The organism is Sphingobium sp. CECT 9361 (assembly GCF_918741285.1).
Classification (GTDB): Bacteria; Pseudomonadota; Alphaproteobacteria; order Sphingomonadales; family Sphingomonadaceae; genus Sphingobium.
On record NZ_CAKKNC010000014.1, the window covers coordinates 106650 to 122004 of the forward strand.

At 60.6% G+C, this 15355-nt stretch carries 20 protein-coding genes and 1 pseudogene; 4 read left to right on the forward strand and 17 right to left on the reverse strand.

Annotated features, from left to right (window positions below; genetic code table 11):
• Nucleotides 1-33 precede the first annotated feature (33 nt).
• The 11 genes from LQ220_RS17735 to LQ220_RS17785 all read right to left on the reverse strand — a co-directional run bounded on the left by LQ220_RS17735 (nucleotide 34) and on the right by LQ220_RS17785 (nucleotide 8399).
• Nucleotides 34-387 carry a hypothetical protein gene (locus tag LQ220_RS17735; RefSeq protein ID WP_230189462.1) on the reverse strand — a complete coding sequence of 118 codons (354 nt, stop codon included), beginning with the start codon at nucleotides 385-387 and terminating at the stop codon, nucleotides 34-36.
• On the reverse strand, nucleotides 384-2909 hold the full coding sequence (locus LQ220_RS17740) for a TraC family protein (RefSeq protein ID WP_230189463.1): 2526 nt from the start codon (nucleotides 2907-2909) through the stop codon (nucleotides 384-386). Before LQ220_RS17740 ends, LQ220_RS17735 begins: the two co-directional genes overlap by 4 nt.
• The gene (locus LQ220_RS17745; protein ID WP_230189464.1) at nucleotides 2906-3526 is read right to left on the reverse strand and encodes a TraV family lipoprotein; all 621 of its coding nucleotides are present in this window, start codon (nucleotides 3524-3526) and stop codon (nucleotides 2906-2908) included. The genes LQ220_RS17740 and LQ220_RS17745 overlap by 4 nt, the downstream gene beginning before the upstream one ends.
• A 35-nt stretch (nucleotides 3527-3561) precedes the next feature.
• Nucleotides 3562-4179 (reverse strand): TraB/VirB10 family protein, encoded by a 618-nt coding sequence (locus tag LQ220_RS17750; protein ID WP_230189465.1) that lies wholly within the window; start codon nucleotides 4177-4179, stop codon nucleotides 3562-3564.
• Nucleotides 4176-4928 (reverse strand): hypothetical protein, encoded by a 753-nt coding sequence (locus LQ220_RS17755; protein ID WP_230189466.1) that lies wholly within the window; start codon nucleotides 4926-4928, stop codon nucleotides 4176-4178. The genes LQ220_RS17750 and LQ220_RS17755 overlap by 4 nt, the downstream gene beginning before the upstream one ends.
• A complete protein-coding gene (locus tag LQ220_RS17760) occupies nucleotides 4925-5650 on the reverse strand; it encodes a type-F conjugative transfer system secretin TraK (RefSeq protein ID WP_230189488.1) in 726 nt (241 codons plus the stop codon). Before LQ220_RS17760 ends, LQ220_RS17755 begins: the two co-directional genes overlap by 4 nt.
• A 34-nt stretch (nucleotides 5651-5684) precedes the next feature.
• Nucleotides 5685-6320, reverse strand: a complete 636-nt coding sequence (locus tag LQ220_RS17765) for a type IV conjugative transfer system protein TraE (RefSeq protein WP_230189467.1) — start codon at nucleotides 6318-6320, stop codon at nucleotides 5685-5687.
• 11 nt (nucleotides 6321-6331) lie between these two features.
• A complete protein-coding gene (locus LQ220_RS17770; RefSeq protein WP_230189468.1) occupies nucleotides 6332-6598 on the reverse strand; it encodes a type IV conjugative transfer system protein TraL in 267 nt (88 codons plus the stop codon).
• A gap of 121 nt (nucleotides 6599-6719) precedes the next feature.
• Nucleotides 6720-7034, reverse strand: a complete 315-nt coding sequence (locus LQ220_RS17775; RefSeq protein WP_230189469.1) for a hypothetical protein — start codon at nucleotides 7032-7034, stop codon at nucleotides 6720-6722.
• A 217-nt stretch (nucleotides 7035-7251) separates the two neighbouring features.
• Nucleotides 7252-7977 (reverse strand): DsbC family protein, encoded by a 726-nt coding sequence (locus LQ220_RS17780; RefSeq protein WP_230189489.1) that lies wholly within the window; start codon nucleotides 7975-7977, stop codon nucleotides 7252-7254.
• A gap of 53 nt (nucleotides 7978-8030) precedes the next feature.
• Complete coding sequence (locus LQ220_RS17785) at nucleotides 8031-8399, reverse strand: hypothetical protein (RefSeq protein WP_230189470.1); 369 nt, start codon at nucleotides 8397-8399, stop codon at nucleotides 8031-8033.
• Nucleotides 8400-8879: 480 nt separating this feature from the next.
• Between LQ220_RS17785 and LQ220_RS17790 the strand changes: the two genes are divergently transcribed.
• Nucleotides 8880-9305 carry a helix-turn-helix domain-containing protein gene (locus LQ220_RS17790; protein WP_230189471.1) on the forward strand — a complete coding sequence of 142 codons (426 nt, stop codon included), beginning with the start codon at nucleotides 8880-8882 and terminating at the stop codon, nucleotides 9303-9305.
• Nucleotides 9306-9391: 86 nt separating this feature from the next.
• Here LQ220_RS17790 and LQ220_RS17795 read toward each other — a convergent pair whose 3' ends face one another.
• The 5 genes from LQ220_RS17795 to LQ220_RS17815 all read right to left on the reverse strand — a co-directional run bounded on the left by LQ220_RS17795 (nucleotide 9392) and on the right by LQ220_RS17815 (nucleotide 11736).
• Nucleotides 9392-9853 (reverse strand): hypothetical protein, encoded by a 462-nt coding sequence (locus LQ220_RS17795; RefSeq protein WP_230189472.1) that lies wholly within the window; start codon nucleotides 9851-9853, stop codon nucleotides 9392-9394.
• Nucleotides 9850-10236, reverse strand: a complete 387-nt coding sequence (locus LQ220_RS17800; RefSeq protein ID WP_230189473.1) for a helix-turn-helix domain-containing protein — start codon at nucleotides 10234-10236, stop codon at nucleotides 9850-9852. Before LQ220_RS17800 ends, LQ220_RS17795 begins: the two co-directional genes overlap by 4 nt.
• Nucleotides 10237-10279: 43 nt before the next feature.
• Entirely contained in the window at nucleotides 10280-10708 is a 429-nt protein-coding gene (locus tag LQ220_RS17805; protein WP_230189474.1) for a hypothetical protein, read from the reverse strand.
• A 55-nt stretch (nucleotides 10709-10763) separates the two neighbouring features.
• Complete coding sequence (locus LQ220_RS17810; protein WP_230189475.1) at nucleotides 10764-11111, reverse strand: hypothetical protein; 348 nt, start codon at nucleotides 11109-11111, stop codon at nucleotides 10764-10766.
• A gap of 64 nt (nucleotides 11112-11175) precedes the next feature.
• The gene (locus tag LQ220_RS17815) at nucleotides 11176-11736 is read right to left on the reverse strand and encodes a sigma factor-like helix-turn-helix DNA-binding protein (protein ID WP_230189476.1); all 561 of its coding nucleotides are present in this window, start codon (nucleotides 11734-11736) and stop codon (nucleotides 11176-11178) included.
• A 417-nt stretch (nucleotides 11737-12153) separates the two neighbouring features.
• On the opposite strand from LQ220_RS17815, the gene LQ220_RS17820 reads away from it, so the two are divergent.
• The 3 genes from LQ220_RS17820 (at nucleotide 12154) to LQ220_RS17830 (ending at nucleotide 14901) form a co-directional block, all read left to right on the forward strand.
• Nucleotides 12154-12642: a sigma factor-like helix-turn-helix DNA-binding protein gene (locus LQ220_RS17820; protein WP_230189477.1), complete on the forward strand. Its 489-nt coding sequence runs from the start codon at nucleotides 12154-12156 to the stop codon at nucleotides 12640-12642.
• A 308-nt stretch (nucleotides 12643-12950) separates the two neighbouring features.
• Nucleotides 12951-13175 (forward strand): DUF6771 family protein, encoded by a 225-nt coding sequence (locus tag LQ220_RS17825; protein WP_230189492.1) that lies wholly within the window; start codon nucleotides 12951-12953, stop codon nucleotides 13173-13175.
• A gap of 805 nt (nucleotides 13176-13980) precedes the next feature.
• On the forward strand, nucleotides 13981-14901 hold the full coding sequence (locus LQ220_RS17830; RefSeq protein WP_230189478.1) for a M10 family metallopeptidase C-terminal domain-containing protein: 921 nt from the start codon (nucleotides 13981-13983) through the stop codon (nucleotides 14899-14901).
• A 342-nt stretch (nucleotides 14902-15243) separates the two neighbouring features.
• On the opposite strand, the pseudogene LQ220_RS17835 reads toward LQ220_RS17830, so the two are convergent.
• Nucleotides 15244-15355, reverse strand: a pseudogene (locus tag LQ220_RS17835) (IS630 family transposase); the annotation flags it as partial.

Below are 15355 nucleotides of genomic sequence, written 5' to 3' on the forward strand. Positions count from 1 at the left end.
GACCTGTAGACGGGGAAGACGACAATATGCCGGTCATGACCGCCACCGCCGCCAGCGCTTTGCAACGGCAGCCCAGCTCAAGCCTGCTCCGGCCGATGCCCCGAGCAGTAGCAGGCCGCTGGCAAAGCAGGCGGCGCCGACCAATAGCGCCGCACGGATGATTTGCGCTACCGGCTTGCCCAGGCACAGGCCCGCCGCGACGATCAGAGCCGCCATCATGATCGTCTCGACCGTGATCAGACGAAACCGCCAAGCCCAAGCGTCCGCTTTCGCCCGCTCGGCCACCCGGGCTTCGATCTCCTGCTCGAGGGCGGCCTGTTGGTCGAGCATTGCTTGTCGATCGAGCCCAAGCGTGAACTGGGCGCCATTCACCGCATCGCGCTTCATGACGGTACCTTTCCAGGCAAAGCGGGCCTGCCCAGAAGCTGCGCGGGATCGACGCGGGCCAGCGAACACACCGCCTCGAGCGGTGTGGCGCCACCTGCCAGGAGCCGCTCGAAAGCCGCCACCTCCTGCGGGGCGGAAGTGTTGATCCAGTAGGAGAAGGGGTCGACGACGAGCCGCGCGATGCCCAAACCCAGAGGCGAGTCGATGAAGACCTCGCTATAATTGGGCTTGTTGTTCCGGACCGACTTTAGAAGATCGAGGACGAAGCCGGAATAATCGAGAATCTTGTTCTCGACGGCTTTGTCGTAGGTCGACCCTTGCAGCAGGAAGCGGGTCGCGGCATTCTCCAGGATCACCTGGCCCGTGCCGCCGAAGAGCAGGAGGTCGTTCATCGACTGGAGGACGATACCGAAGCTGCCCTGATATTTGCGCGCACGCCTGTAGCCTTGCCCGAAGGCTTCGGCGAGCCGCGACAGGTCCTGCCCATCGCTCTTGCTCATGAACTGCGCCGCCTCGTCGCACAGCACAAACCGAGGTCGGTCGCGGCCTGAAAGATAGAGTTCCTGCGTAACCGCGTTCACCACCACCATGACGATGACGTTGAACAGATCGGGCATGGCCTTGAGGCGCTCGAGTTCGAGCACGACGAACTCGTCGCTCGAGATGTCGAGCGTCGACGGGCCGTTGAAATAATGGCCATAGGCGCCGTCGCGCGCAAAATCGCGCAGATTGAAAGCAAGTTCGCGCGCCACCGGGACCAGATGATCGACCCGGTCGAGATCGCTTGCGATATTTGCCGGATAGGCACCGAGCCATGTCCGGACCGCATCAATGCCGTCAGCGGCCCGGCCCGTCTCGATTGCCCACTGAACAGCCGATTTCAAAAGGTTCCACTGTGATGTTGAAACCCCCTTGCGGGTCGCGGCATTGGCCATTTCCGCGACGATCGCCACCGCCATGGCAATGGCCGACTGGCGATCGTCGCCGTCGATGGCAAGCCCCATGTCGAACGGGTTGAGGACCAGATGCTCCTGCCCGATGTCGATATAGCGGCCTGAGCACAGCGTGCAGAGCTTCCTGTAGCTGCCGCCGATGTCTATGATCCGGATGAGCGCGCCATTGGCGTAATATTGCTGGCACAGGTTATTGAGCAGGAAGCTCTTGCCTGCGCCGGACTCGGCCGAGACAATGAAGTTATAGTTGTTGATCCGCGCGTCGAAGAGATCGAGCGTGACAAGCTGGCCCTTGCGCCCGGTATACAAAAGGGCAGGGCGTCCGCCCCCGCGAAAGTCGGTCTGGATCGGTGCCATCAGCACTGCAGCCTTCACGGGCATACGAAGATCGCGCTCTAACAATTTGATAGTGCGGCCTTCGGGATAGAGACCGAATGGCAGGCTCATCGCCAGCAGGACAGGATTGAGATAGCTTTCCTCCTGCATCATGAAGGGCAGGGGTTCGCTTTCCCAAAGGCGCTTGGCGCGCGCCGCCATCTCACGGGCCTGGGCGCGCGTCTGGCCGAACAGCCAGACCGTTGGGATGACCGACACGAATTTGCTGTTGCCCGCTTCATCGAGAACCCAACCGATCTCCTCGATCTGCTTGCCGACCTCGACCGCGAACGACCCTGCTGCCTTCTGGGCCGACAGGATCTGCGCGCGCTTGTGGATCTCGAATGCGCTGTGATCGAACAGGATGTTCAAGGTGTAGAGGAAGGGGCCGCCAATCTGGTCGCTGTCCTCGGACGAACCCCGCATACCGCCGGTCAACCGGTTGGCGCGTTCGGCCGTCACCCGCCGCGCGGGCGACTTTGGCGTCAGGCAGCGCGCGACCTGGTTGCCAAGGAAGACCTCAGGGCCTTCGAAAAGCAGGTCTGGCCCCGCATCGATGATCTGCTTGCGTACAGGACGGGCGGGATGGCCATCGCCGCCTTGCGCAAACACCCCGGGCGCGCGGGTGAACACCCCATTGAATATCCGGCGATAGAAGGCGACCAGCGCTTGCGGCGGCATACGGCGAATGCCAAGCTTGGCCAGCTGCTCCTCGATCTGGCGCCGCATGTCGCTGCCGATCTGCGTCCGCGTCTTGACCGACAGGAAGCTGCGGAAGTCGCGGATCGGAATGCCGTGCAACGCGTCGAGCCCATGACGGCCTGCACGCAGATAGGCGTAGGTCTGCTGCGCCGATGCCTGGATGAGCGGATCGTCCCGCGTCTTGAGGTCGAGAAAAGCGTCGAGCGTATCGTCGATCAAAGGATCGGCAAAGGCATGAATCTGGACGACGGTGCCTGGCGGGAAATGAATATTGAGCAGGCCCTGGAGTGCACCGTGGACATGGGCGAACAGATAGGTGGAAGGGACCAATTCCCAGGCATAGCCCCAGCCATCGTCGATGCAGAGGAAGGCTTCTTCGTCTTCGTCCCAGGCGACCATCGGCAGATAGTCGGAATAGGCGTCGCGCGAGACGCTGCGCCGCAAACCGGCAAATGTCATGCCGCCCCCCGAACGTGTGCCTGCGGCCTTCATGGCCGGGCGCCTTCAACGGCCGCGTCGTCCAGCGGCTTTTCGCGGACCTGGTCGAGGATCGGCGCCTTGCCGGCAGCCGAAACAGGATCGACCAGATAGTCGCCGATTACCCATTGCGGCCGATCCAGCAGCGAATAGACATAGCGCGGCATATAGAGCCGGTCGGGCCGCGCCCGGTCGGCATAGGGCATGATCAGCGTGCGCACCGTGCGCGAGGGTTTGAGCATCGGTGTTGCCGGCGCTTCTATAAGACCCTGCAACGCGCGATAGACGCTGTCCCGATAGCCTTGATAGGCGCTTGGGGTTGCCGTTTTGGCTTGCGTCCGAGTTGTGAGGGAGTCCGCATGCGCCCCGTCCTGCACGCTGACCTGCGGCGGCTTCAGCAGCGCCTTGTCACGGGTGACGGCCGGGTCCGATCGCGACGCGCGGCCAGCGATGGCATCGGCATAGGCCTTGTCTGGGTGGATGCACTGTCCGTGGTCGCTATTTTTGCAGGAGAAAGTCTCCGGATAGGGTGACATGAGGGATCCAAGGCTCGCGCAACCCGGCACGGCAACAAGGATGGGCGTGAGCCATAGGCAGTGCGCGAAGGCTGTTCGGCAGGGTCGGTCTGACATGAGGGTCATCTCCCAAAAAGGTGGGCAGGCAGGCATCAGAATTTGGCGCCAGCGCTCGGTTTGATGTCGAGAGCGACGCCCTCCTGGATCACGACCACCACGTCCTTGGCGGCGCCGACCTCCACAATGGGTCCGGCCTGGCGAGCAAGGTCGAGGTAGAAATCGGTGAGCTTGTCCGATGACTTGGAAAGACCGCCTGCGATGCCGGCCTGTGCCGCTTCGCCTGGATCAAGGCTGCGAACGTTGCCGAGCGCTGACGTCGAGACGTCGCCCAGGCTTGATTCAACCGTCTGGGAAAAGCCGCTGATGGTCCCGGCGATGAACGAACGGGCGAGCGCGGCGCCCGCGCGGGTAACGACCTTGCCCGAGAGGCCTTTCTTGCCGTCTGTATCGACGAAGAAGCCCTTGATCGGTTGGTCCACGACCGAACGCTCATCGAAATCGACGCAGGACAGCGATACCAATTGGACCTCGACCCGCTCCTTGGCGAGACTGCCCGTCGCGTTGCCGATCACGAAACAGCCTGCCAGGTTCGCCTTGACGTCATTGGGGAGCACGGCGGGCGCCTGGACCCGGGCGATCAGCGGCTCGGGATTGCTCGTCGCATCCCGGCTCGCGAGCGCGTCGATCCCGGTCAGCAGCCGCGCCTTCATAAAACCAGGCGGTAAATAGATCGTCCGGGCTTTTTTTTGGGTGCACTCGGACCGCCCGGCGCGTCGCCTGTGGAAATGGGGGACGCGCTCGTAGCGCTGCCGATCGCGCCGATCACCTTCTCCTGCGGTGGCGCGGGCGGGGCTGTCGGCGGCATGGGCGGCGGTGGCACGGCTTCGGCGCCTGTGCCCGGGATGCCGCCCTGGTCGGCAACAGGCGGATAGGCAGGAACGTCGCTTCCGGGAAACGCGGGCGGCAAGTCGCTGTCCGACCCAGGCAGGAGAGCTTCACCGACCGGGCCGATCTTCCCTTCCTCAATGGCGCTGACACGGTCACCAAGGAGCTTTTGGCCGTCGAGGATCTTCTTCAGGTCCCCACGCATCTTGACCTCGAGGCTGTCGCCACGCAGGCCCGCGCCCATGTCCATCTTGGACGCGCTGGGCGGAAGATCGGTAGGGGCCTTCGATCCGGTGCTGGCCGTATAGAGACCGTATCCCAGGATCAGGATACCGACCGCAACGCCGGCCTGCTTGCACCGCAGTTTCTGGATTGCGTTGAGCGCGGCCCAGTGTGTCTGCAGATCCAGCAGGGCAGGGCCGCGGCGCTCGGAGGGCTCGTCGCCAGGTGCTGGTTCGCCCCTGGAACGACGTGAATATCCCTGCTGCCCGGCGCGATCTTCGGGGCCTGGCGTAGACATTGAGGGAACGTCGCCGGGCTTTTTGCCAATAGCCGCCTTTTTGCGATCGGTCATGGCTGTTCTCCCCGGCGTAGGACAATGAGGCGCGCGGTCTCATTGGGTTTGAGATCGAACCGGTCGAGGGTGACCGCAAAGATCGTCGATCCAAGCGCTGTGTCGAGAAACAGCCGTTCATCGAGATGGACCGGTTGTGCTGCCCGGATGAGATATTCCGAGGCCGAGAGGCCCGCGCCTTCGATCTGTACGGCCCTTCGCTCGATAAGCTCTGCACCGTCCAGGCCGGGCAGGAGAAACGCGCCGTTCCGCGGCGCGACGTCCGAAAAGCTCGCCGGGATACGGTCTGCAAGCAGCGACAAGGTGATCGACACTGCGCGCTCTTCCTCGACGAGCGGACCCAGCAACTGGCTATTGGCCAGCGCGTGGTGCTTGGTCCCCGGTACGAGCGTCACTGTCTGGGCCGGGATATCGGACGGTTCGGCGTAGAGCGGGTAGATAGCGCCATTGCAGGCGACGAAGAATTCCGACGGAGCGGTGACGAAGCTGCGGGTCACTTGCCCTGCATCGTCCGTTTCCTTGACGAGGAACTTGATCCAGGCATCGGCGCCAGCGCGCTCCACCGCGATCGCCTTTTCTGCCGAAAACTTCACGTCCTCGATCTCGCCGCCGACACAGATGAGATGATTGATGTCCCGGTTGGAGAGACGGATCGCACTCGACTGATCGGGCAGGGCGACGATCGGTTGCGCTTGGGCTAGGGCGACCGCAGGGAGCGCCATCAGCGTAAGGGCCAGCGCCACGGCGCCGGGGCGTTCAGCTTTCCGCATTGAAATTCTCCTCGGAGAGCGCTGTCAGCCAGAAGCGACCATTGTCGAGCGCGTAGCGAATGCGCAGCACGCCCCGGAACTTGCGGATCACGCCGCCTATGACGCGCACCTTCTCGACGGGAACAAGGATGTCGCGTTCGGTATAGGTGACGGGTTGGTCGGCCCGGATATAGGTGGCGATCGACAGTGTCGGATTGTCCGCAAGCTCGTCCAATATGCCATTGAGGCTGTCGCGGACGCTGTTGAACGCGCTGGGGTGAACGAGCGTCAGCAGCTCCTGGAACTGGCGATCGGCTGAGTAAGCCGAATAGGTCCCCGCCAGCGCAACGATATTGCGGGTCATGGTGCGCAGATAGGCGGTCGAAGGCGAGTTGCCGGTGACATAGAGGTCGCCGGAGGCCCCGAACGGCACGACGACCGTGCGCTGGTTCTGGTTCGAGGAATAGATAACAAGCCCCAGAACGCTGGTGACGCCGAACAGGCCGACGACCGCGAATTTGAGGAGGCGGTTCTCTTCGAACAGGTTCGAGGAGCCCTGCAGATAGCGATGGATGCCCCAGCTCGCCGGCTTGCCTATCAAGGGATCCAGCTCTGGCTGTCGGGAGGTGCTTGTGATGCGCATCTTGTGGACCCTCACTCGAAGAAGCGGGTCTGTGTGGGACCCGGATAATGGGAAAAGCGCAGCAACCCCCAGCGCCAGGCCAGATGCGGCAGGAAGCCGCGCGGCTTGGTCCGCTTCCAGGGGATGAAAAGGAGAAGGGACGCGATGAGCATCCAGCCTGTCAGTCCGCCGACGATGACCGCGACGAAGAGGGTGGCCATGACCAGTATGAATTCATCCGAGCCGAACCAGAGGATCTGGACGGGGCGGTGAAGATATTGGGGCAGACGCTCGTCCATATGTCCCTTCTCCTCCTGCTTTACGACACCCGCGCGGGGCATCGTTCCGGGAACCGACCATCGGCTTCCGGTCCGTTTTCGGCGGCGCCGACTTGCGTGGGCTAACCGTCGGAAACTGGCGTCAAATGGTCATGCCGAAGGTCTGGAGGATCGAGTCCGCCTTGATGAGGCAGACCGCCGCCACGATCGTCGGGATGCCGATCATGATGTTGGAAAAGAGCCGCGAGACCCCAAACAGGAAGGCGGCAACGCCGCCAACAAAGCCAAGCGGTCCCTTCACGCCCTGGTTCACGACGATGTCGTAAATGTCGTAGCCAAGATCGCCTTGCGCGGGCGCGGAAAAGGCCTGGGCTGCGCTGCCGATGACCGCCAGCAGCACGAGCGTGATGCCGTAGTCTGCCGCGGACAGGAACCGCTTCGCCAATAGTCTATGCATGGTTTTCCTCCATTGAAATGGGCCTTCCCACACTCTGCCTGCCGGCCTCGACTTGCGATCGCTGTCGGCCGATGGCGCAGCGGGACGGCCCGTAGGCGGCAGCGTCATCGGCATTCTGGTCCACGCGCGGCATATCCCGCCCGATCCGCGGGCTCAGGCTCGGTCGTGCGCGATAGCCACTAAAATTCGCGGTGGCTGAAACATGCGGTCATGCAGTTCAGCGCGCCGCATGATTGCTTGGCGTCTTCCCTTCAAGGAACGCCTCGATCTCGCCTTGCTGAAAGCCCGATAGGATCTTGCCGTCCAGAATAAGGGTCGGGGTTCCCGAGACGCCCACCTGCGATACAGCTTTGCCGTGCGCCGTGACGCGCGCATGCCCCTTCTCGCAAGTGGCAAGTGTAGCAGGCGACCCGCCGCCATAGATGGCTCGGAACGCTGCCTCCGGGTCCTTGTCGCACAATATGTGCTCGGCTTTCGCCGCCGCCTGGGGATGAATGCCGGTCACAAAGAAGATATGCCGCTGCACCGGTTTGCCTTGAGCGGCCTTGGTCGCCCAATAGCGGTCGAGCGCTCGGCAATAGGGGCAATCGGGATCGGTAAACTCGATGACGGATGGCGCCTCCTTCGGACCGATCACAAGGGCTTCGCCCAAGTCGAGATTGGCCAGGCGCTTGCGCGCGATCGCATCCTGGGCCAGCGCGGTAACGTTGACGCCATGGCGGTCATAGACCGCAGCAAAAAGGATATGATCGCTCTGGGGCGCATAATAGACCATGCGTCCGCCGGCATTGGCCTGGTAGATCGGCCCCTTGATGGGCGAGGGGCCGAAATTCTCGAATGTGAGGTTGGCAAATGTCTGATGCAGGCTTTGCTCGGCCTTCCGGGCTGCGTCTGACAAACTGCCTAAAGCTGCGTCGGGCAGCGCAAATACGGGGCCGGGCATGAGGGTCAGGACTGCAGCGATTGCCACCGGGCGCGCCAGGATGGATTTCATGGTCACAGCTTTGGTCCTTTCCCTGGCCCTTGCGTTCCACGCGAACGGGCAACATTGCGGATATCGAACACCACGGTGCTGCCGAGCCTAAGATGCTGGGGCAGGGCCGTCGGAGGGGGCAGCTGTGCGGCCTGGCGGCGAATGACGAACCCGTCGCCGCGCGTCTGGATCGAGAGTGCGATCCCATCGCGAGGCACGGCTAAGGGATTGGCGGGGAACGCGACACCCCTGGATAGGGATCCCCCGCTCGCCAAGGCCATAGCCATCAAGCCGGAAAACAATATCATCGCTGCCTCCAGAATATGTCGCGCGCTGCGCGAGGGGGTGTTGGGTGGGCCAAGCCACCCGATGACGTGATCGTTGGTGCCCACTGGGCCTTGGTCCCGATCGGCATGACGATGAAGTGGCGCGATGGCGAACCGGCGACAATGGGGCGGGAAATAGGGTTCCGGTCCAGGGCAGTCTGCTTCCGGAAGGCGGCACTCAGGTCATGCAAACCGGCATTGAAGTTCCGATTTTTGGGGCGCGCACCGCCGAACTTTGGCGAGAACCGGCCCCTGGGGATAGGCCGATTCGCGCGTTCGGGCTTCGGCGGATTGCACACTGACCGAGAATATCGTTGCGCATGTCGGCGCCGACCGGAACCCCGCTTGGGAACCCCGACGTGCATGGGGATTGTTACGGAAGGCGTTCGCGACAAAAGCGACAAATTCAGGTCCGTCGGCCGCATGAAACGGATTTGGTCTCAATATTGAGACCAAATCCGTTTGACCTGAGCTGGGTCTTCAACTCAGTCTTGTGCTGTCGGGCGTGTGGATGAACCTTTGAGCCAATGTCAGGGAGACCTGCGCATGCCGCCTCAAAGCACTGCAACATGGAATGATGCCGAGATCTTCGCGCTCATCAAATCGCTCTCGGGCAAGCGCATCGAACAGCGCCGCCGACGCGATCGCATTTCTCAAGCCAGGCTCGCGGCCGCGATCGGACGGAGCGAGCGATGGGTCCGCGAACTGGAAGCGGGCATTCCAACATCGACAATAGAGGATCACGTCCGGTGCGCTCATTGGCTCGGATTGTCGACGGCGCATATTTTCATCCCTCTCTTATGTGTCGAACATGGCATCCCGCTGCCTGCAGAGTTGCTTGCGCTTGACGATATTTGGCACGTGGAAGCGTCCTGCCTTCAAGCAGTGGAGAGGGAACAGGCGCGTGCCGTGGAGCGCAGCCAGATAGCCTCAGGCCGACATGGTGACCGGAAGGGCACCTTATCTAAGTAATGCCACCATGTGGTCGGACAGGGGGCAAGGAAGGGTCCAGAGCGGGTGCATATGCAGCTCCGCACTCGTACCGCCCACAACCGCTTTTAAAGGGCTGTCATCTCGTCCATGAAACGGTCAAGTGACGCGCGCACATGGCACGCAAGCCTGATGGTCTTACGGCGGAGGTCTTTTAAGTCGGTTTCGCGCACCGCCAGGCCTTTCTCTAGAAGAACCTGCACATGTCGATGCGCGCTCGCGCGCGGAGCATGACTCTCGATCGCCGACTGGCACAAGGTGCGCGATTCCAGTTCGGCGACATAGAGGTCCAGTACCATGTCTAGAAAGGGGCTTTCAGGGGGCACCGCATTCATCAATTTTGCTAGATGCTGCCGCTGACGCTTTAGGAGCCTGGAGCGCGCAAGACGTTCAGCCTCCTTGCAGAGCAACGGCAAGGGCACACAACCCATCAGTGGCTGCTCGGCAACAATCCCGTTTTGCGCGCCGCTTGCCGGGCCGCTATGCGCGGCTTTGGTGGGCGCGGATACGTATACCATTCGCCCCGTCACCGGTCCGGCCCTTGCGCGTTCGGATGGCGCAGTAAGACCATGAGGTTGCGCAACAGCATGTCTATCCGTTGGTGCAAGCCCGTCTCGAGTGACAGGAAGAAGCGGCGGCCATCCTTGCGGTCGGGGTGTCTGAGCACAAGGCCGCGACGCGTCATGTCAGCGACAATGCCCAGAGCTGTGCTTCTTGGGATGCCTTCTATCAGTCCCATGTCGGAAACCGCGACGGTACGGCCTTCTTCGATAGCCACAAAAAGTTCCAGAAGCACATGCCATTCGGCCGCCGAATATTGCGCTTCCAGAACGCTGTGCCGCGCCTGTTCGCTGGCGATAAGCGTTCTGGCGAATGCGAGCGTGTCCGCGCTCGCAATGCTGTGAAGTTTCATCAGCCCCTCATTTCAACACGGGGCCTGCGAGCGCTTACAGGGCTTAGGATTGTCGCAGTTGTGCGTCGTCTGCTGGTAGCGGGCGGCGCGCGGTCACAACAATGAGCTGGACGAGAATAAACCATGACCAAAGCTGCTCGGTTATGGCGAACGGGACAGCGATATCGCTGTCCCGTAGGAGCGGGCCGAAATGGGAAAGCACGGTCAGCAATTGGGCAGCTGTGGTCCAGATGGGCCAGAAACGATGGCTCACGAGCATTACCGCCCCGAAGACAAGGAGCATCGCAATGTCGATGGCCAGAATGCCGGTTTCGCTGCCTTGCCACTTCTCGGTTTCGTGGATGACGAACATCGAGAGTATGGAGCCCAGCAGCACGGCTGCGGCGACCATCCGCGCGGAACGATCGCCGCAGGCCAGCGCATAGCCGCAGGCTGCCAACATGAGGAGGCCGAAAAGGATCGGGATCATCATGCTTCCGATAATTTATCGAACCAGCGGCCAAGTCAAGCATGGCGCGACCGCCTTCCTATGCCGCTTTGTCATGGACCACTTTGAGCTGCGCATGGTCCGGACAACCCACGAGGCTCCCAAAACCGGTTTCAGGAAGGCGAAGGTCGCGACGGGTTTGTGCGAAGGCTATATGGGCCGCAACCATTTCGCCGCGTGCCTGCGCGATCGAATTCAGGGACGCAAGAACGCGCATCAAGGCATCATGCCCAGCGGAAAGAGGTAGCCGTGCTTCTCTTCGCGCTCCAGGCAGATAAGCGAGCAGGTCGGCCGCTTTGGCGAAGCTTTCATCGATTGCCGCTTCTATCGGGGCAATCCGGTCCGCCACCCCATGGGCTGCGGCGTGTAGTGCATGTGCGTTGAGCATAGAAATCTCCTTGCGCAAAGTCGGGGCGCATTGGTTCTGAGCCAGAAATGAATGGTAAATTCGGCTATGAGGGCCGAACAAAGAGGTGCTGCAAGGCGACCAGTGCGTCCTGCAAACCGATTCCCAGCAGCACGAGGATGAGTGCTAGGGAAAGCAAAAGGGCGGCCACCGGCAAGACCAGCGTAATCCGCGTCCACCCATCAAGCGTGTGGTCGCGCATTTTGGGGATGGCAAATGGCAAGGGCAGGGGCCTGCGCGTGTCAACGTGTGGCAATGCCGGTTGTTCGTTGCCCGACATTTCGCTGTCCTGCTCGCCACGGCCTGTCTCCATTGCGTCTAGGCCTTCATGAGGGCGCAGGACGGCCGCTGGAGCCATAGTAGAAAATTGATGTGCAGATTTGCTACATAGGCCGAGGCGCTTCTCATACTGAGCAAGTCCCTTGGCGGCAGCACGACTGCTCGGCGCCCCCACGGCTTTGCGGCACTGCGTAAGTCGCTGATTTACCGTGGATTCGGCTATGCCAAGCTGCTCGGCAATCTCCTTGATCAGTAGATGCTGATGATAAAGGCGCAAGGTCTCGCGTTGAGGCTCGGTCAGCTGGCCAAATGCGGTCAAATCCACCATCGCCAGCAATTATGCCAAGATTTTTGCCGGCACGTAACAAAAAATGTGACGGTATAATGACATCTGAGGCTGCAGGTCTTGGCGGACCGGCATAAACCGGCACGCGGGTGTTCCTGGATGCCGGCCCGCGGTCGTACCACCTGCGTTGATCGAAGCCGACGTGCGACATGCATAGCTCCTAAGCCTGCGAACAAATTGGCTTCAACGCTCTTCCAAGCATGCCCCCTAGGGATTGACTGGAATCTTATGAAATAATTGGCGCTATCGCAGGCGCCTTGTTCGGCTTCTCGCGCAGCAGACGCCAGTCGGTTCCGGGATGGCGCCTTCATTGAGGAGGGCAGGGCAACAAGAAGGGGAGAGGGGGAGGGAAAGAGGGTCGCAAGCGACCTTTTTTCATCTCTTAAGGAGTCTCCTGTCATGCCAGATCTTTTGGCGCTCGAGGTGCTGGGCGCAGCGCGCGCATGCATCGTAACGTGTTTGTCAGACCTTTCGGCTGGTACCCCATCCAAAAGCGTGGCGGTCGTCGCCAAAATCGATGCGCTGATTGCCCGGGCGGGCGTGAACACGGCGCCCGGGGATTTGGTGGAAGAGCTTCGCGCCCGCTGGCGCCCGGTTGCAGCGGTGCGGTTCGAAGAGGCCGCGGTGATGCAGGCAGACGCAAGCGGGCTCTGGGTCAGTGCCTGGCTGCTGACCCCCCAAGGCACGCCGCCTCTGGCACTGCAAACCTTCAAAGCGGCGCTCGCCGCCCTGCCGCTCATGGCGCGCGAAGTCTACACGCTTCATCGGATGGATGGATGTTCGTTCGATGAAATCGCGGATCGCCTCGGGCTTGACCCGTCGGACGTCGAGAAGCTGTTTTTCGAGGCATTGCGCACGCTTCACCTGCAAATCTATCCGCACCGCTAGCGGCAGTTCTTCGCGTCTGAACGTTTGCCAAGCCGCCGTCAGCGTGGTCCTGACTATGAAAACGACGCGCTATATCAAGAACGACAGCATCACGAAGGGGGAGCTGGACTGCTTTCGCAGCGCGTGGGGGGGCTGGGCCGGGCGGTACATTCGGTCTGTTCGGAGCGAATGGCAGTGCTGAAGCGTGAGGCACATGCGGTGAGTTGAGTTCGGCGGAGACCAATTCGTAATTATGCCGGTCAAGACCATGCGAGCCGCATGCGTGGATAGGCGCGTGGCCATCGGTCGCAGGGGCATTTTTGTCGCCCATGAAAGCCGTCCTTGACGTCACGCCATATCGCTGCTGTTGCCAACGTATGAATCAATCCGAACGCATCGCCATCATTACTGCCGTCCTTGCCAACGCACCGCAATGGATCCGCCATGATCTAGGTTCGGTCGATGCCAAGCTGCGCCTACGTGCTGAAGAAAGCCTTGCTGCCATAATTGCGGCGGCATTGAACGGCTCGCAGGCCACAGCATCCAGCGACTGAGGCCATCGCGACATGATTATTTATGAACTGGACTCCCTGGATGTGCATGGTGTTTCGCTATCGGATTACCCCCATAGCCATTCCGGTTGAACGAAGCCTGGTGGAAGGGTCTATCAAGCATGGGCTGATTGCTTAATGAGGCTGCTAACGTGCCCGAGCAGAACTGTCGGTCTAGACCGCGCTACTACAATCCTCTTGGCGAGATTTGAGGTTGGTGCAGTCAAGCTATTCTAATCGTGCAGCCCAAATTTGAATGGGATCACCCACCGAGCTGAGCAACGGCAGCTAACCAGCGTCGTCAGCCTGATATCTCACAGCCCTTTTACCACCACGCAGCATCGCATTTGGTGCGGGCATAACCGGACCGGCAGCACTTGCGCTACGGGCCACGCCTTTCATCCTTCCAAATCGCCCAGATGGTAGAGGCGGACGGCCAGGTTCTAGAACTACAAGGCAGAAAGCCGACATTTGTCCGGCTAGGCCGCCATCGAACCCATGCCCCACTTCGCGCGCACGATGGTCGGGCTGAGACGACCTGGCTTGGCCACCTGTCGATGCGGATTGCGACGATCGCAAGGGCGGAACGCCGCGTTGGGCGGTTCAGCGCTGATATTGCCCATCAAGGGGGATAGCGATCTTGTTAAAAACCAATGGCGCGGTCCCTGGATCCTCCGTTACATGTCGGTCGATTGACCGGGCAAGTCGCAGAGCAGCCGAGTGATTCTGCATTTCCTCCCTATGCAGAAGTCCTTGACTGCACTGCGGTTAAATTCCTATTATTCCAATGTCTTATGAGGTGTATCTTATGAATACTTCTCCATATCTCGCGTCGAATAGTTTGATTGTCGATGACGATTCCTACAAGCTGTCCATGAATTTTGCCGATGCCGAAAACGATCCACTGGGATTCTACGTCCATGACATCACAGTAAATGTGGATAGTCGTGTTATCCAGTACGTTCCCGGTCCGATTGACGTCACTTCTACGGGGAATACCGTCACTATCGAAATCGGAGGGATTGGTTATTTCGACCCAAGCATTCCGGGGTATGAAGAGGGTGACGTAGCGTTTGCTCTTATGTTTTTTTCCCTTGAAGTGTCCGACGGGATCAATGTGTACAGGGGGCTTGTTAGTAGTGATTCGAACTACCGGCCTCCGCTTGTTGAGTCCTCGAACGTTGATCTCACGTTACCCTCTTCTTACACGTTTGATGAGGAGTGGAATTTCAATTACCCGCCGGACGGAACTGACGAACCTCCTGAGGTTCCGAACGTCACCGTAAGCGGCACTCCGGGTAGTGATGTCATATCGCCAACATCAAGCAGCGTTGCAGGCGCCAAGCCGGGAGATGGTAACGACGTGCTACTTGGTTTTGCCGGAAACGACACATTGTCAGGCGGCAAAGGCAGCGACACCATCATCGGTGGAACCGGCAAAGACATCCTCACCGGCGGCGAGGGGGCGGATGTGTTTCGCTTCGCAAGTGGCGACAGCAAGGCCGGCGGCGGCGTTCGCGACATCATAACGGACTTCGAACGCGGGGTGGACAAGCTTGATCTCGCGTCCCTCAACATCACGAACTTCGACTCGCAGGTCAGTTACAAGACAGTGGGCAGTGGCCTAATCGTCTATGCCGACACTAATCACAACGGGTTCGACTATTCAGACTTCGGTCTGCAACTTACGGGCGTGTCCGCGCTCCAACAAAGCGACTTCCTGATCTAGCCTAGGGAGCTAGTGCTTGCTTGTATGCCGTAAGCGGAAGGGGGTGAGGTCCACAGATGGCCTCACCTGCTGACCTATGACTCCCGCAATAGCTTATGCGCCTCCCTCCCCTGCTGCAGCTTCGCCTCATGTCGCTGGCAGTCAAATGAGCATCGTAAAACCGGTCTCGGGGGGCGTCCACCCTGTCAAATCCCGAGTGCAGTACTCCAGCCCCAAAGCTATGCCACAGCCACTCTTTGAAGGTACTTTAAATCAGCGATCGTACATCATGCGGAAATTGAGAAGTCGCTGCGGATCCAAGATACGTCCTCCGCAACCTTGTCCGACTAGAGCGGTTTCCATTCATTCCGGTTCATAGCCGCATGATTTGAAGTAGTTTGCACATTCGTCGGGCTTGAAGATATCGACGAGCCTGCCGATCAGGTCCCACAGGCCGCTGACGGTGCGCTCTCCT

What these genes read in the sequence shown, in the direction of transcription:
- LQ220_RS17790 (WP_230189471.1), top strand. Translation starts at nt 8,880, where the DNA reads ATGCCGCCTCAAAGCACTGCAACATGGAATGATGCCGAGATCTTCGCG.
- LQ220_RS17745 (WP_230189464.1), bottom strand. Translation starts at nt 3,526, where the DNA reads ATGTCAGACCGACCCTGCCGAACAGCCTTCGCGCACTGCCTATGGCTC.
- LQ220_RS17775 (WP_230189469.1), bottom strand. Translation starts at nt 7,034, where the DNA reads ATGCATAGACTATTGGCGAAGCGGTTCCTGTCCGCGGCAGACTACGGC.
- LQ220_RS17805 (WP_230189474.1), bottom strand. Translation starts at nt 10,708, where the DNA reads ATGATGATCCCGATCCTTTTCGGCCTCCTCATGTTGGCAGCCTGCGGC.
- LQ220_RS17740 (WP_230189463.1), bottom strand. Translation starts at nt 2,909, where the DNA reads ATGAAGGCCGCAGGCACACGTTCGGGGGGCGGCATGACATTTGCCGGT.
- LQ220_RS17825 (WP_230189492.1), top strand. Translation starts at nt 12,951, where the DNA reads ATGAAAGCCGTCCTTGACGTCACGCCATATCGCTGCTGTTGCCAACGT.
- LQ220_RS17810 (WP_230189475.1), bottom strand. Translation starts at nt 11,111, where the DNA reads ATGCTCAACGCACATGCACTACACGCCGCAGCCCATGGGGTGGCGGAC.
- LQ220_RS17800 (WP_230189473.1), bottom strand. Translation starts at nt 10,236, where the DNA reads ATGAAACTTCACAGCATTGCGAGCGCGGACACGCTCGCATTCGCCAGA.
- LQ220_RS17830 (WP_230189478.1), top strand. Translation starts at nt 13,981, where the DNA reads ATGAATACTTCTCCATATCTCGCGTCGAATAGTTTGATTGTCGATGAC.
- LQ220_RS17760 (WP_230189488.1), bottom strand. Translation starts at nt 5,650, where the DNA reads ATGGCGCTCCCTGCGGTCGCCCTAGCCCAAGCGCAACCGATCGTCGCC.
- LQ220_RS17765 (WP_230189467.1), bottom strand. Translation starts at nt 6,320, where the DNA reads ATGCGCATCACAAGCACCTCCCGACAGCCAGAGCTGGATCCCTTGATA.
- LQ220_RS17735 (WP_230189462.1), bottom strand. Translation starts at nt 387, where the DNA reads ATGAAGCGCGATGCGGTGAATGGCGCCCAGTTCACGCTTGGGCTCGAT.
- LQ220_RS17820 (WP_230189477.1), top strand. Translation starts at nt 12,154, where the DNA reads ATGCCAGATCTTTTGGCGCTCGAGGTGCTGGGCGCAGCGCGCGCATGC.
- LQ220_RS17755 (WP_230189466.1), bottom strand. Translation starts at nt 4,928, where the DNA reads ATGACCGATCGCAAAAAGGCGGCTATTGGCAAAAAGCCCGGCGACGTT.
- LQ220_RS17770 (WP_230189468.1), bottom strand. Translation starts at nt 6,598, where the DNA reads ATGGACGAGCGTCTGCCCCAATATCTTCACCGCCCCGTCCAGATCCTC.
- LQ220_RS17815 (WP_230189476.1), bottom strand. Translation starts at nt 11,736, where the DNA reads ATGGTGGATTTGACCGCATTTGGCCAGCTGACCGAGCCTCAACGCGAG.
- LQ220_RS17780 (WP_230189489.1), bottom strand. Translation starts at nt 7,977, where the DNA reads ATGCCCGGCCCCGTATTTGCGCTGCCCGACGCAGCTTTAGGCAGTTTG.
- LQ220_RS17750 (WP_230189465.1), bottom strand. Translation starts at nt 4,179, where the DNA reads ATGAAGGCGCGGCTGCTGACCGGGATCGACGCGCTCGCGAGCCGGGAT.